A 14,526-nucleotide genomic window follows, 5' to 3' on the forward strand; every position below is an offset into this window, starting at 1 on the left:
CGCTTGGCCACGGGGTCATCGCCGCCGCGCATCTGGCATGCACGGCAGCGACATGGGCGCGCACCAGGACGGGCAACAAGCCCGGCCGGTTCAGCGCCCGCCAGCCAGCCATTTGTTGGGATCGGGTTAACTTTTGCTACTAAAACCATAAACGGAGCACGAGGTGAGTGTGAGCCTACATCGCCGGAAAGATGCGCCTACTGTCCGTCAGCGCTGGTCAACGCTGGCCGTCACGGCATTCGGTCTGCTGCTTGCGCAGCCAGCCGCCTATGCCGCGGGGTTCGGACAATTAAGGGTCCAATCCAACCTGGGGCAGCCGCTCCAGGCTGAAATCGATATCACCGGCGTGACGCCCGAGGAAGCCGACAGCCTGGCTGTCAAGCTGGCCCCGGCGTCCGCCTATTCCCGTGCCGGGCTGACCTATCTGTCGGCCATCTCCAGCGTCCGGCTGGACGTGCAGAAGCGTCCGAACGGCAGCTACGTGGCCACCGTGCGGTCCAACCAGCCGCTCAGCGAGCCGTTTGTCGACATCCTCGTCGACATGACGTGGTCCAGCGGCAAGATCACCCGCGCCTATACGTTCCTGCTGGATCCGGCCGGCGCCAAGCCGTCGAACCAGGCGTTCTCGCCGACCACCGTGGTGCAGGCCGCGACCCCCGATGCGTCGCCCGCCGCCGCGCCGGTACCGGCGCCGGCGCCCATGGCCGCCGCGCCCGCCGCACCGTCCGCCGCCCCCACGCCGGCGCCCGCGCGCCAGCCGCGCCGCGCCGCGCCGCCCGCTGCCGTGGGCGATGGCGTGGCCGCCAACGGCAACTACACGGTCCAGCGCGGCGACACGCTCTATGCCATTGCCGGCGAAGCCGCGCAGGGCCAGGACGCCGTGTCGCTGGAGCAGATGCTGCTGGCGCTGTATCGGAACAATCCCAACGCCTTCATCGGCGGCAACATCAACCGGATCAAGTCTGGCGCCGTGCTCAAGGTGCCGAGCGCCCAGCAGGCCCAGTCCGTCAGCCCGCGCGAGGCCCGCCGCGAGGTGGTGGCCCGCACGCAGGGCTTCGACAGCTACCGCAGCCGCCTGGCGGCTGCCGCCGCGGCGAAGTCCGTGGAAGCCGGGTCGGGCCGCGAGCAGTCGGGCAACGTGACCGCCCGCGTGCAGGACACCACGGTGCCGAACGCCGGCCCGCGCGACGAACTGAAGCTGTCGAAGGGCGACAAGGCCGACAAGGGCGCGCAGGCCAAGGCCGAAGCCGAGGTGGCGAACCAGCGCAAGCTCAAGGAAGCCGAGTCGCGCGTGACGGACCTGGAGAAGAACATCTCCGACATGCAGCGCCTGATGGAGCTGAAGAACGCGGAGATCGCCAAGCTCAACCAGGGCAACCAGGCCGCCAAGGCCGCGGCTGCGCCGGCCACCGCTGCGGCAGGCACCAAGCCGGCGGACGCCGCCGCGCCCGCGCCGACCGTGGTCCCGGCCGAGCCGGCCAAGGCCGCCGCCCCGAGCACGGCCACGCCAGAACCGGCCCCGGCCGCCACGGCCGATGCGTCGGCGGCGACCGCTGCCACCGCTGCGGCCGCAGCCACCGCCGCAGCCGCCTCGGCCCCCGCTGCCACCACCCCGGCCGCCGCCGCATCCGCGCCGCAGGGCGCCGCTTCGGCCACTGCCGCCGCGCCGGCTTCGGCACCGGCTGCCGCCAGGAAGGCGCCGCCCGTTGTCCAGCCGATCGCCGAGCCGTCGTTCGCCGACGAACTGCTGGCCAATCCGATGCTGCTGCCCGGCGTCGGTGTGCTGGTTGCGTTGCTTGGCGGTTATGCGTACTATCGCCGCCGCCAGAAGCAGAAGGCCGGCGAGAACACCGGCTTCGGTGACAGCATCCTGTCCCAGGAAAGCACGGTCATGGCCGGCGGACACTCGTTGTTCGGTACCGCCGGCGGCCAGAGTGTCGACACGTCGCAGCACAGCGTGTTCGGTGCCGACTTCCGCATCGGCAACAACTCGCCCGAAGCGACGGAAGTGGATCCGATTGCCGAGGCCGAGGTGTACATCGCGTACGGACGCGACGTGCAGGCAGAGGAAATCCTGCGCGAAGCGTTGCAACAGAATCCGGAGCGCCAGGCCATCCGCCTGAAGCTGCTGGAGATTTACAACACTCGTCAGGATGTGGAAGGTTTCCGGGTGATTGCAGAAGAAATGTTCGCCCAGGTAGGCGGACAAAGCGCGGACTGGCAGCAGGTCGCGGAAATGGGTCGCAAGCTGGATCCGGGCAACGCGCTGTACCTGTCGGTGGCGCCCGAGGTGATGGCGGAAGCCGATACGACCACCCCGGTGGCCGACCAATGGCGTACGCAGGACCCCGCGCAGTCGCTGCAGGCCGCGCCGCAGGCGTCGGCCATGCCGGACCTGGCGCTGCCGCTCGACGCCTTCCCGGCGCCGGCCCCCGGCGAGCCCATCGTGGCACCGGCGTCGGCATCGATGGTCTTCGGCAACGAGCACGCCGAGCCGGTGGCCCGCCTGGACGACATCCTCGACGAGGGTCACGACGCCGCCCACGTGCCCGCGCTGGACACCCCCACGCGCTCGCGCCCGCTGGAATTCGACATGTCCGCCCTGTCGCTCGACCTGAATCCGGCCACGCCGGACGCGGGCGGGCTGCAGCCGGCGCCGCTGGCCACGGCCACGTACGACGCGCCGTCGCTGGCCGAATCGACCGTGCCGCTGCCGGCCCCGACGATGCTCCAGAACGGCAAGCTGGTCGAGCCGATCGACCTGAGCCGCGTCACGTCCGAAGGGCTGGGCGACGCCACGCATGGCGTTTCCGCCAGCACGCTGTCCGCCACGGGCATGGACGGCAGCCGCGACATGCAGATCAAGCTGGACCTGGCGCGCGCCTATATCGAGATCGGCGACAAGGAAGGGGCGCGCGAACTGCTGCAGGAAGTGGTCGAGCAGTCCGACGACCCGCTGCAGACCGAGGCCCGCACGCTGCTGCGCGACGTGGCCTGACCCTCGCCGGCCCGCGGGTTTCGCCCCAAAGGCCGGTATGATGCAGGGTTTGCGGCACGCCGGAGATCGGGCGCGCCGCGGCCCGAAGCGATGCGCCGGAAGCGTCCCTTCCGGCGCATTTTGTTTTTGCGCATCGTCCCCTCCATGAATCGCATCGCCATCGGACTCCACTACGACGGGTCGGCCTTCTCGGGCTGGCAGTCGCAGCCCCACCGCAATACCGTGCAGGACCATCTGGAAGACGCCATCGAGCGCTTTGCCGGGACACGCCTGCTGACCACGGTGGCGGGGCGGACCGACACCGGCGTGCATGCGCTGGGGCAGGTGATCCATCTCGATACGGTGCTCGATCGCGACAAGTTCTCGTGGGTGCGCGGCGTCAACGCATTCCTGCCGCCGTCCATCGCGCTGCAATGGGCCGAGCCGGTCGACGCGGGCTTCCACGCGCGCTTCCTGGCCTACGAGCGGATGTACTACTACGCGCTCTACACCGGGCCGCACCGGGTGCCGATGATCCACGGCCGGGCCGGCTACCAGATGCTGCCGCCGGGCCAGCGGCTCGATGTGGACGCGATGCGCGCGGCGGCCGCCTGCCTGATCGGCGAGCACGACTTCTCGGCCTTCCGCGCCGCCGAATGCCAGGCCAGGTCGCCGGTCAAGACACTCTACGACGTGACGATCCAGGCCGACGGGCCGTGGGTGTTTCTGCGATTCCGCGCCAGCGCCTTCCTGCACCACATGGTCCGCAACCTGATGGGTTGCCTGGTGGCCGTGGGGCGCGGGCGCTACCCGCCCGAGTGGCTGGCGGAGGTGCTGGCCGGCCGCAGCCGGCAGAAGGCCGCGCCGACGTTCATGCCCGACGGCCTGTACCTGGTCGGCGTAAAGTATCCTGAGCCGTACCGGCTTCCCCGGGCGGATGCGTCCGCCAGCCTCTTCCACGGAGTGTTTGCCGATGATGGCGCCTGATTCCGGCCCCGTGCCCCCGCGCACACGCATCAAGATCTGCGGCCTGACGCGGCCGGAGGACGTCCGCGCGGCCGTGGACGCCGGCGCCGACGCCATCGGCCTGGTGTTCTACGACAAGAGCCCGCGCTACGTCGACGTCGCCCACGCCGCCGCGCTGGCCGAGCAGGTGCCGCCGTTCGTGACCGTGACCGGGCTGTTCGTCAATGCCGATGCCGAGGAAGTGGCCCACGTGGCCGAGCGGGTGCCGTTGACGCTACTTCAGTTCCACGGCGACGAATCGCCGCAGCAATGCACCGAGACGGCGCGGCGCTGCCGGCTGCCATTCATGCGCGCGGCCCGTGTCCAGCAGGGCCTTGATTTGGTAGAATTCGCCGATCAATACCGTGACGCCGCCGGCCTGTTGCTCGACGCCTTTGTCGAGGGCTACGGCGGTGGCGGCCACGTCTTCGACTGGACCCTGATTCCTGCCCCATGGCTTCCGCCCAATCCTGCCAACCCGTCCGCAAACGACGCACCTCGCATCGTTTTGAGTGGTGGGTTGAACGCGCAAAACGTCGCTGGTGCGATTGAGCGCGTGCGCCCCTACGCCGTCGATGTCAGCAGCGGCGTGGAGGCGAGCAAGGGTGTGAAAGACCACGCCCGCATTGCCGCATTCGTGCGCGCGGTGCGGATGGCGGACGCAGCCCTGGCCGGCCGGTAGCCCCTGGCCGGCCCTGCGCCACCCCCCGCCCGCTGCCCGATTCCGAATTTGATGCGCTCCGCCGCCCGCTGCGCGGAGCGCCACCTGAGAGCCTGGACATGTACGACTTGCCCGATTCCCGAGGCCATTTCGGCCCCTACGGCGGTAGCTTCGTTTCCGAAACGCTGGTCCACGCGCTGGACGAGCTGCGCGAAGCCTATGCGCACTACCAGCAGGACGCCGATTTCAACGCCGAATTCCAGCGCGAGCTGAAGCACTTCGTCGGCCGCCCGTCGCCGATCTACCACGCCCAGCGCTGGAGCGAGACGCTTGGCGGCGCGCAGATCTACTTCAAGCGCGAGGACCTGAACCACACCGGCGCGCACAAGATCAACAACGTCATCGGCCAGGCGCTGCTGGCCCGTCGCATGGGCAAGAAGCGCGTGATCGCCGAGACCGGCGCCGGCCAGCACGGCGTGGCCACGGCCACCATCGCCGCGCGCTTCGGCATGGAATGCGTGGTCTACATGGGCTCCGAGGACGTGCGCCGCCAGGCGGCCAACGTCTACCGCATGAAGCTGCTGGGCGCCACGGTGGTGCCGGTGGAAAGCGGCTCCAGGACGCTCAAGGACGCGCTGAACGAGGCGATGCGCGACTGGGTGACCAACGTCGAGACCACGTTCTACATCATCGGCACGGTGGCCGGCCCGCATCCGTACCCGATGATGGTCCGCGACTTCCAGTGCGTGATCGGCGAGGAATCGAAGGTGCAGATGCCCGAGATGACCGGCCGCCAGCCGGACGCCGTGATCGCCTGCGTGGGCGGCGGTTCGAACGCGATGGGAATCTTCTACCCGTACATCGGCCACGAGGACGTGCAGTTGATCGGCGTGGAGGCGGCCGGCGACGGCCTGGAGACGGGCCGCCACGCGGCGTCGCTGACCGGCGGCTCGCCCGGCGTGCTGCACGGCAACCGCACCTACCTGCTGCAGGACGACAACGGCCAGATCATCGAGACCCATTCGGTGTCGGCCGGCCTGGACTACCCCGGCGTGGGCCCGGAGCACGCGTGGCTCAAGGACATCGGCCGCGCGCAGTACGTGCCAATTACCGACGACGAGGCGCTCAAGGCGTTCCATGACTGCTGCCGGATCGAAGGCATCATCCCGGCGCTGGAGTCCAGCCACGCCATCGCCTACGCCTGCAAGCTGGCGCCGACGCTGCCGAAGGACAAGCTGCTGCTCGTGAACCTGTCCGGCCGCGGCGACAAGGACATGCACACGGTGGCCGAACGTGCGGGGCTGAAGCTGTAATGCGCGCGCTGCCCCCTGAAACTGCATCGTCACAACTGGAAGAGGGCGGCGCCGCTGCGCCGTTCGACATCCTCGACACCGACGTGGTCCGCCTGTACCAGGAAGACGCGCTCGAAGGCATCCGGCGCATCCCGGACCAGTCGATCGACCTGATCGTCGCCGATCCGCCCTACGGCCTGGGCAAGGACTACGGCAACGACTCCGACCTGCTGTCCGGCGACGCCTACCTGGAATGGTCCGAGCGCTGGATGGACGCCATCATCCCCAAGCTGGCGCCCAAGGGCACGCTGTACCTGTTCTGCACGTGGCAGTACTCGCCCGAGCTGTTCGTCATGCTCAAGAAGCGGCTGACGATGATCAACGAGATCATCTGGGACCGCCGCGTGCCCAGCATGGGCGGCACCACGCGCAAGTTCTCGTCGGTGCACGACAACATCGGCTTCTTTGCCCGCCAGCGCGACTACTACTTCGACCTGGACCCGGTGCGCATCCCCTATGACGCCGAGACCAAGAAGGCGCGCAGCCGGCCGCGTTTCGAAGGCAAGAAGTGGCTGGAAGTGGGCTACAACCCCAAGGACCTGTGGAGCGTGCCGCGCATCCACCGCCAGGACCCCGAGCGCGCCGACCATCCGACGCAGAAGCCGCTGGAGATTGTCGAACGCATGGTGCTGTCGAGCTGCCCGCCCGGCGGCATCGTGCTGGACCCATTCACGGGCAGCGGCACCACGGCGGTGGCCTGCGTGCGCCACGGCCGGCGCTTTGTCGGCTTCGAGATGAATCCGCAGTATGCCGCGCTGGTGCGCGAGCGCGTGACGGCCGCCCAGCCGGTGTACGCGCAGATCCAGCCCGATACTCCCGCAACGACCCCCGACGCCGCCAACGACGATGCCAATGACGACGCATCGGCCGTGCAGCGCCTGATCTGAGACTCCCGGCAAGGCCAACCATGTCCCGTATCCAGAAGACTTTCGCGGCGCTGGCCGCGCAGAACAAGAAGGGCCTGATTCCGTTCATCACCGCCGGCGACCCGGCGCCCGCGCTGACCGTGCCGCTGATGCACGCGCTGGTGGCCGGTGGCGCCGACGTCATCGAGCTCGGCGTGCCGTTCTCGGACCCGATGGCCGACGGCCCGGTGATCCAGCGCGCCTCCGAGCGGGCGCTGGCGCAAGGCGTGTCGCTGGCGCAGGTGCTGGCCTGGGTGGCCGAGTTCCGCCAGACCGACGACGCCACGCCCGTGGTGCTGATGGGCTACGCCAACCCGATCGAGCGGATGGGCGAGGCGGCCTTCGCCAAGGCCGCCGCGGCGGCTGGCGTGGACGGCGTGCTCGTGGTCGACTATCCGCCCGAGGAATGCGAGTCGTTTGCCGGGCTGATGCGCGACAACGGCATGGACCCGATCTTCCTGCTCGCGCCCACCTCGACCGATGCCCGCATCGCGGCCGTGGCCCGCGTGGCCAGCGGCTATCTCTATTACGTGTCGCTCAAGGGCGTGACCGGATCGGCCACGCTGGACCTGGACAGCGTGGCCGCCCGCCTGCCGCTGATCAAGCAGCATGCCAACCTGCCGGTGGGTGTCGGCTTCGGCATCCGCGACGCCGAGACGGCGCGCGCCATCGGCAGCGTGGCCGATGCCGTGGTCATCGGCAGCCGGCTGGTGCAGTTGCTGGAGGATGCGCCGCGCGACCAGGCCGTCGAGGCGCTGCGTACCTTCATCGCCGGCATCCGCCAGGCGCTGGACGCGTAAGCCTTGACAGCCGTGTGACGCCTGCTGAAAAAATACGCGCCGATTGTGCTGTTCGATGCACAATTGGCGCGTTTTGCTTAGCCGCGTGACGGCCCGGCGTGGTAAATTCGCGGCCTGATTCCCTGCCGTCCCGGTGTCCGACCTCTCAGAGAGGGGCGTCGACGCGCGCGGCAGCTATCCGAAAGGAGCTTTCATGAGCTGGTTGGATAAACTCCTGCCTCCCAAGATTCAACAGACCGATCCTTCCACCCGCAAGGGCATTCCGGAAGGGCTGTGGGTCAAGTGCCCGTCGTGCGAGTCCACCCTGTACCGCACCGACGTGGAAGCCAATCTGCATGTCTGCCCGAAGTGCGACCACCACATGCGGATCCGGTCGCGCGAGCGCCTGGACAAGCTGCTGGACGCCGAGGGCCGCTTCGAGATCGGCCAGGAAATCGTGCCGGTGGACGCGCTGAAGTTCAAGGACACCAAGAAGTACCCGGACCGCATCAAGGCCGCCATGGAAGACACGGGCGAGACCGACGCGATGGTGGTGATGGGCGGCGCGATCCACACGATTCCCGTGGTCGTGGCCTGCTTCGAGTTCGAGTTCATGGGCGGGTCGATGGGCTCCGTCGTCGGCGAGCGTTTTGCCCGTGGCGCGCAGGCCGCGCTGGAGCAGAAGGTGCCGTTCATCTGCGTGACCGCCACCGGCGGCGCGCGGATGCAGGAAAGCCTGCTGTCGCTGATGCAGATGGCCAAGACCACGGCCATGCTGAACCAGTTGTCCAACGCCAGGCTGCCGTTCATCAGCGTGCTGACCGACCCGACGATGGGCGGCGTGTCGGCATCGTTCGCCTTCCTGGGCGACGTGGTGATTGCCGAGCCCAAGGCGCTGATCGGCTTTGCCGGCCCGCGCGTGATCGAGCAGACCGTGCGCGAGAAGCTGCCGGAAGGCTTCCAGCGCGCCGAGTTCCTGCTGCAGAAGGGCGCCATCGACATGATCGTCGACCGCCGCCGCCTGCGCGGGGAAATCGCCCAGGTGCTGGCGCTGCTGCAGAAGCAGCCGGCCGATGCGGTGGCCTGACGCGGTAGCGTGATTTGCAGGACAATGGCGCGGGTGCCACCACCCGCGCCATTTTGCTTTTTGTAGTGTCGAAAGTGTCGTCAACGAGCATGCCCATCTTCCACAATCTCCCCGACTGGCTTCACCACCTGGAAACCGCCCATCCCGTGGGCATCGACATGGGTCTGACGCGCATCACGCGCGTCAAGGAAGCACTGGGTCTGCGCATCGACGCCGTGGTGTTCACGGTGGGCGGCACCAACGGCAAGGGGTCGACCTGCGCGATGCTCGAACGCATCCTGCTGGAGGCCGGCTACAAGGTGGGGCTGCACACGTCGCCGCACCTGATCTCGTTCAACGAGCGCGCCCGCCTGAACGGCGAGCAGGCCACCGACGCGCAGCTGCTGCCGCACTTCGAGGCCGTCGAGCGCGCCCGCACCAGCTTTGCCGATCCGGTCAGCCTGACCTACTTCGAGTTCACGACGCTGTCCATCATCCACATGTTCGCGGCGGCCGGGCTGGACGCCATGATCCTGGAAGTGGGGCTGGGCGGCCGGCTGGACGCGGTCAATGTGATCGATACGGACTGCGCGGTGATTACCAGCGTCGATATCGACCACACCCAGTATCTGGGCGACACGCGCGAGAAGATCGGCTACGAGAAGGCCGGCATCTTCCGCCCGCATGTGCCGGCGATCTGCGGCGACCCGATGCCGCCGCAATCGGTCATCGACCATGCCGAGGCCGTCGGGGCCGACCTGTGGCTCGTGGGCCGCGACTTCCGCCACCAGGCCGCGCCGGGGCAGGAGCGCCAGCAATGGGACTGGACCGGCCGCGACCGCAAGCTCAACGGGCTTGGCTATCCGGCCCTGCGCGGCGCCAACCAGTTGCTGAACGCGTCGGCGGCGCTGGCCGCGCTGCAGGCCATGCGCCCGCGGCTGCCGGTCAGCGCGCAGGAAGTGCGCAACGGGCTGGCGTTCGTCGAACTGCCGGGCCGCTTCCAGGTGATGCCGGGCCGCCCGGCGGTGATCCTCGATGTGGCGCATAACCCGCACGCGGCGGCCACGCTGGGTCAGAACCTGGAGAACATGGGGTTCTTCCGCTACACCTACGCCGTGTTTGGCGCAATGGCGGACAAGGACATCGCCGGCGTGCTGCAGCATGTGGCCGACAAGGTGGACCACTGGTGCCTGTGCGACCTGCCGACCGAGCGGGCCGCCACGGCCGCCCAGGTGCGCGAGGCACTGGACGCCACCGGTTTCCACGAGGGCCCGGACAATACGGCGGCATGCTTCGCAAGTCCGGAACTGGCGTATCGCGACGCCATCGGCAGGGCAACCGAGAATGATAGAATCCTGGTCTTCGGATCGTTCTACACGGTGGCCGGCGTGATGGCATACCGCGCCACGCAGGCCAACTGATACCAGGCTGAACTCCCGGGCCGGAACGACATCACACCGAACACCACTCTTTGGGCATCTATGGGCCTGCTTTCGCTGTTCTCGTCCCGCAAGGGCACTGACCCGGCACCCGAACGGGGTCGCCGTACCCGCGCGGAACCCGGCGCCGGCATCGGCGCATCGCGCCGGCCTGTCGATGAGTACGCCGACGACAGCCTCGACCCCGACTTTCCCCAGAAACAACGCGCCCGCCGCCGCCTGATCGGCGCCGTGGTGCTGCTTGCCGTGGCCGTCATCGTCCTGCCGATCGTGTTCGAGCACAAGCCGCGCCCGGTGTCCGACGACGTGGCCGTCAGCGTGGCCAACGGGCAGGGCGCACAGAAGCCGAAGGTCGAGGCCCGCAGGGCGCAGGCGCTGCCGCCGTCGGCCGGCACGGCCCGCAACGACGCCGCGCTGGACGCCGGCGAGGAAATCGTCAGCACGCCGGCCGCCGACAAGCCGAAGGCCGCCGATACGAAGGTGGCGGACAAGCCCGCGGACAAGCCGGCCGACAAGCCCGCCGACGCCAAGCCGGCCGCCAATACCAAGTACCTGATCCTGATCGGCGCGTTCTCGTCGGAAGAACGCGCAAGGAACTGGCTGGCCAAGCTCAAGGAGAGCAAGGTGCCGGCGTATGTGGAAAAGAAGACGCTGGCCGACGGCGAGCGGATCCTGCTGCGTGCCGGCCCGTTTCCGAGCCGCGACGCGGCCGATGCGGCGGACCGGAAGGTGAAGTCGATCGGCCTGACCTCGAAGATCGTCGAGCAATAGGGCATCCAACGACGCATCGGACGCATTGGCAACCCGGACCGGCCGCGCCAGGCATTGCGCGGCGGCAGTCCGGCCCCATCTGAACAGGAACCGGCGCCGCACGCATGGCTTTTACCTTCTTTGACTACGCCGTCGCTTTCATCCTGGTGGCGTCGGCGCTGATCGGCGTGCTGCGCGGACTGGTGCGCGAGGTGCTGGCGCTGGTGGGCTGGGTGGTGGCGTTCGTGCTGGCCTATCACTTTGGCGGCATGGCCGCCGGATGGATGCCCGAGACGCTGCCCGGCGGCGCGCTGACGCGCAGCGCGCTGGGCTTCCTGGCAGTGTTCTTCGGCACGTGGATCGTGTCGGCGCTGGCCGGGGCGATCCTGGGCCAGTTGCTGGAAACCACGGGTCTGAAGCCGGCCGATCGCGGGCTGGGCCTGGTGTTCGGGCTGGCGCGCGGCGTGCTGATCGTGATGCTGGTGGTCGTGGTGGCCGGGCTCACCAAGCTGCCCGAGGAACCGTTCTGGCGCGACGCGGTGTCGCGCCCGTATGTGATGCAGGCCATGGACGAACTGCGGCAGTGGCTGCCGCCCGACCTGGCGAAGTATGTGAAGGCCTGACCCCGTAGCGGGCCTGACCGGATCGAAAGACGCGGCTGCTGGACGAACCCACGGCCGCGGCGCAGTATCAACGCAGTTCCGTCGCGTACATGACGGAATGGCGCCCCCTGAATCATTTGCCTTTCCTGGGAGTTCGGCATGTGCGGTATCGTCGGCGTGGTTTCCACCAGCCCTGTCAACCAACTGATCTATGACAGCCTGCTGCTGTTGCAACACCGCGGACAGGATGCAGCCGGCATCGCCACGGCCAACGGCAGCACCTTCCACATGCACAAGGCCAACGGCCTGGTGCGCGATGTCTTCCGCACGCGCAACATGCGCGGCCTGCCCGGCACGTCGGGCATCGGCCAGGTGCGCTACCCGACCGCCGGCTCGTCGAGCGAGGAAGAGGCCCAGCCGTTCTACGTGAACGCGCCGTACGGCATCATGCTGGCCCACAACGGCAACCTGACCAATTCCGAGCAGCTTCGCGAGGAAATGTTCCGCCGCGACCGCCGCCACATCAACACGCACTCGGACTCCGAGGTGCTGCTGAACGTGCTGGCCGACGAGCTGCAGCGCGCCAGCGGCGGCAAGACGCTGGACCCGGCCACGATCTTCCAGGCGGTGAGCGGCATGCATCGCCGCGTGAAGGGCGCCTACGCCATCACCGCGCAGATCTCGGGCTACGGCCTGCTGGCCGTGCGCGACCCGTTCGGCATCCGCCCGCTGTGCATCGGCAGCATCGACACGCCGACCGGCAAGGAATACTTGATCGCGTCGGAATCGGTGGCGCTGGAAGGCATGGGCTACACGATGGACCGTGACGTGGCGCCGGGCGAGGCGATCTTCGTCGACCTGGACGGCAAGCTCCACAGCCAGCAGTGCGCGGAAAACCCGCAGCTCACGCCGTGCATCTTCGAATACGTCTACCTGGCCCGTCCGGACTCGTGCATCGACGGCGTGCCCGTCTATGACGCCCGGCTGCGCATGGGCGACTACCTGGCCGAGAAGATCCGCCGCGAAGTGCCGGCCGGCGAGATCGACGTGGTCATGCCGATTCCCGATTCCAGCCGTCCGGCCGCCATGCAGGTGGCCAACGCGCTGGGCGTGCCGTACCGCGAGGGCTTCTTCAAGAACCGCTACGTGGGCCGGACCTTCATCATGCCGGGCCAGGCCGTGCGCAAGAAGTCGGTGCGCCAGAAGCTGAACGCCATGGGCGTGGAGTTCCAGGGCAAGAACGTGCTGATCGTCGACGACTCGATCGTGCGCGGCACCACGTCGTTCGAGATCGTGCAGATGGCGCGCGACGCCGGCGCCAAGAAGGTGATCTTCGCCTCGGCCGCGCCGCCGGTGAAGTTCCCGAACGTGTACGGCATCGACATGCCCACGCGCAGCGAACTGGTGGCCCACGGCCGCACCGACGAGGAAGTGGCGCGCATGATCGGCGCGGACCAGCTGGTCTACCAGGACGTGGAGGCGATGAAGCAGGCCGTGCGCGACATCAACCCGAACCTGCGCGACTTCGATGCGTCGTGCTTCGACGGCAAGTACGTGACCGGCGACATCGACGAAGCCTACCTGGACCGCCTGGAAACGGCGCGCAGCCAGGCCGACCGCGAAGGCCCGAGCGGCGATACCGAGCGTTCGCAACTGCACCTGCAGCGTTCGGGCGGCAACGAATAACAACGACACCTACTGGGCAGCACTGCAGCATGAGCGATCCGAACCAAGACGAGTCCTACGGCATCGATACCCTCGGCGTGCGCGCCGGCACCCTGCGCTCGGCCGAGTTCATGGAGCATTCCGAGGCGATGTACCTGACCTCGAGCTTCTGCTTCAACTCGGCCGCCGAGGCCGCCGAGCGCTTTGCCAATTCGGAAGAGGGCTACACCTACTCGCGCTTCACGAACCCGACCGTGTCGATGTTCCAGGCGCGGCTGGCGGCGCTGGAGGGTGCCGAGGCGTGCATGGCCACGGCATCGGGCATGAGCGCGATCCTGTCGGTTGCGCTGGCGTCGCTGCAGGCCGGCGACCACCTGGTCAGCTCGCGCTCGATCTTCGGGTCGACCATGACGCTGTTCAACACGATCCTGGCCAAGTTCGGCGTGGAGACGACGTACGTGGACAGCGGCGACCTGGGCGCGTGGCGCGCGGCCGTCCGCCCGAACACGAAGCTGTTCTTCCTGGAAACGCCGTCGAACCCGCTGACCGAGGTGTCGGACATTGCCGCCGTGGCGGACATCGCCCACAACGCGGGCGCGCTGTTCGTGGTCGACAACTGCTTCTGCTCGCCCGCGCTGCAGCAGCCCATCAAGTTCGGCGCCGACGTGGTGGTGCATTCGGCCACCAAGCACATCGACGGCCAGGGCCGCGTGCTGGGCGGCGCCGTGGTGGGCAAGCGCGACTACATCATGGGCAAGGTGTTCCCGCTGGTGCGGACGGCGGGCCCGACGATGTCGGCGTTCAACGCGTGGGTCATGCTCAAGGGCATGGAGACGCTGGCGATCCGCATGGAGCGCCACTCGCAGAGCGCGCTGCAACTGGCCCAGTTCCTGGAGTCGCACCCGGCCGTGAACCGCGTGTTCCATCCGGCGCTGCCGTCGCATCCGCAGTACGAGATCGCCCGGCGCCAGCAGAGCGGCGGCGGGGCGATTGTCTCGTTCGAGCTGAAGGGCGACACGCCGGAGCAGATGCGCGCCAACGCCTGGCGCGTGATCGACAGCACGAAGCTGTGCTCGATCACCGGCAACCTGGGCGACACCCGCACCACGATCACCCACCCGTACACGACTACCCACGGCCGCGTTGCGCCCGAAGCCAAGGCCGCGGCCGGCATCAGCGAAGGGCTGATCCGGCTGGCAGTGGGCCTGGAATCGGTCGAAGACCTCAAGGCCGATCTGCTGCGGGGGCTGGGGCAGTAGTCCTAACGCCCGCTGCGGGTTGTCTCTCCGCTCCCGCGCGCGGGAGCGGGGCCGGGGAGAAGGGGC

12 protein-coding genes are annotated in these 14,526 nt (G+C 68.4%); all 12 read left to right on the top strand.

Annotated elements, in window-relative coordinates:
* Positions 1-163: 163 nt before the first annotated feature.
* The 12 genes from EHF44_RS11015 to EHF44_RS11070 all read left to right on the top strand — a co-directional run bounded on the left by EHF44_RS11015 (position 164) and on the right by EHF44_RS11070 (position 14,460).
* On the top strand, positions 164-2,998 hold the full coding sequence (locus EHF44_RS11015; protein WP_124683778.1) for a FimV/HubP family polar landmark protein: 2,835 nt from the start codon (positions 164-166) through the stop codon (positions 2,996-2,998).
* A gap of 144 nt (positions 2,999-3,142) precedes the next feature.
* Entirely contained in the window at positions 3,143-3,964 is an 822-nt protein-coding gene (truA, locus tag EHF44_RS11020) for a tRNA pseudouridine(38-40) synthase TruA (protein WP_124683779.1), read from the top strand.
* Positions 3,951-4,664, top strand: a complete 714-nt coding sequence (locus EHF44_RS11025) for a phosphoribosylanthranilate isomerase (protein ID WP_409558960.1) — start codon at positions 3,951-3,953, stop codon at positions 4,662-4,664. Before truA ends, EHF44_RS11025 begins: the two co-directional genes overlap by 14 nt.
* A 98-nt stretch (positions 4,665-4,762) precedes the next feature.
* Complete coding sequence (gene trpB, locus EHF44_RS11030; protein ID WP_124683780.1) at positions 4,763-5,956, top strand: tryptophan synthase subunit beta; 1,194 nt, start codon at positions 4,763-4,765, stop codon at positions 5,954-5,956.
* A complete protein-coding gene (locus EHF44_RS11035; RefSeq protein ID WP_124683781.1) occupies positions 5,956-6,882 on the top strand; it encodes a DNA-methyltransferase in 927 nt (308 codons plus the stop codon). The genes trpB and EHF44_RS11035 overlap by 1 nt, the downstream gene beginning before the upstream one ends.
* A gap of 20 nt (positions 6,883-6,902) precedes the next feature.
* On the top strand, positions 6,903-7,700 hold the full coding sequence (gene trpA, locus EHF44_RS11040; protein WP_124683782.1) for a tryptophan synthase subunit alpha: 798 nt from the start codon (positions 6,903-6,905) through the stop codon (positions 7,698-7,700).
* A gap of 193 nt (positions 7,701-7,893) precedes the next feature.
* Positions 7,894-8,766 (top strand): acetyl-CoA carboxylase, carboxyltransferase subunit beta, encoded by an 873-nt coding sequence (gene accD / locus EHF44_RS11045; protein ID WP_124683783.1) that lies wholly within the window; start codon positions 7,894-7,896, stop codon positions 8,764-8,766.
* Between the two features lie 89 nt (positions 8,767-8,855).
* Positions 8,856-10,166 carry a bifunctional tetrahydrofolate synthase/dihydrofolate synthase gene (gene folC / locus EHF44_RS11050; RefSeq protein WP_124683784.1) on the top strand — a complete coding sequence of 437 codons (1,311 nt, stop codon included), beginning with the start codon at positions 8,856-8,858 and terminating at the stop codon, positions 10,164-10,166.
* A 60-nt stretch (positions 10,167-10,226) separates the two neighbouring features.
* Positions 10,227-10,955 carry an SPOR domain-containing protein gene (locus EHF44_RS11055; RefSeq protein WP_124683785.1) on the top strand — a complete coding sequence of 243 codons (729 nt, stop codon included), beginning with the start codon at positions 10,227-10,229 and terminating at the stop codon, positions 10,953-10,955.
* Between the two features lie 104 nt (positions 10,956-11,059).
* Complete coding sequence (locus EHF44_RS11060; protein WP_124683786.1) at positions 11,060-11,557, top strand: CvpA family protein; 498 nt, start codon at positions 11,060-11,062, stop codon at positions 11,555-11,557.
* A gap of 138 nt (positions 11,558-11,695) precedes the next feature.
* A complete protein-coding gene (purF, locus tag EHF44_RS11065) occupies positions 11,696-13,222 on the top strand; it encodes an amidophosphoribosyltransferase (protein ID WP_124683787.1) in 1,527 nt (508 codons plus the stop codon).
* Positions 13,223-13,251: 29 nt separating this feature from the next.
* A complete protein-coding gene (locus EHF44_RS11070) occupies positions 13,252-14,460 on the top strand; it encodes an O-succinylhomoserine sulfhydrylase (RefSeq protein ID WP_124683788.1) in 1,209 nt (402 codons plus the stop codon).
* The last annotated feature ends 66 nt before the right edge of the window (positions 14,461-14,526 follow it).

The organism is Cupriavidus pauculus (genome assembly GCF_003854935.1).
GTDB classification, from domain to species: Bacteria; Pseudomonadota; Gammaproteobacteria; order Burkholderiales; family Burkholderiaceae; genus Cupriavidus; species Cupriavidus pauculus_C.

What these genes read in the sequence shown, in the direction of transcription:
- truA (WP_124683779.1), top strand. Translation starts at nt 3,143, where the DNA reads ATGAATCGCATCGCCATCGGACTCCACTACGACGGGTCGGCCTTCTCG.
- EHF44_RS11070 (WP_124683788.1), top strand. Translation starts at nt 13,252, where the DNA reads ATGAGCGATCCGAACCAAGACGAGTCCTACGGCATCGATACCCTCGGC.
- trpB (WP_124683780.1), top strand. Translation starts at nt 4,763, where the DNA reads ATGTACGACTTGCCCGATTCCCGAGGCCATTTCGGCCCCTACGGCGGT.
- EHF44_RS11060 (WP_124683786.1), top strand. Translation starts at nt 11,060, where the DNA reads ATGGCTTTTACCTTCTTTGACTACGCCGTCGCTTTCATCCTGGTGGCG.
- EHF44_RS11035 (WP_124683781.1), top strand. Translation starts at nt 5,956, where the DNA reads ATGCGCGCGCTGCCCCCTGAAACTGCATCGTCACAACTGGAAGAGGGC.
- EHF44_RS11055 (WP_124683785.1), top strand. Translation starts at nt 10,227, where the DNA reads ATGGGCCTGCTTTCGCTGTTCTCGTCCCGCAAGGGCACTGACCCGGCA.
- purF (WP_124683787.1), top strand. Translation starts at nt 11,696, where the DNA reads ATGTGCGGTATCGTCGGCGTGGTTTCCACCAGCCCTGTCAACCAACTG.
- folC (WP_124683784.1), top strand. Translation starts at nt 8,856, where the DNA reads ATGCCCATCTTCCACAATCTCCCCGACTGGCTTCACCACCTGGAAACC.
- accD (WP_124683783.1), top strand. Translation starts at nt 7,894, where the DNA reads ATGAGCTGGTTGGATAAACTCCTGCCTCCCAAGATTCAACAGACCGAT.
- EHF44_RS11025 (WP_409558960.1), top strand. Translation starts at nt 3,951, where the DNA reads ATGATGGCGCCTGATTCCGGCCCCGTGCCCCCGCGCACACGCATCAAG.
- trpA (WP_124683782.1), top strand. Translation starts at nt 6,903, where the DNA reads ATGTCCCGTATCCAGAAGACTTTCGCGGCGCTGGCCGCGCAGAACAAG.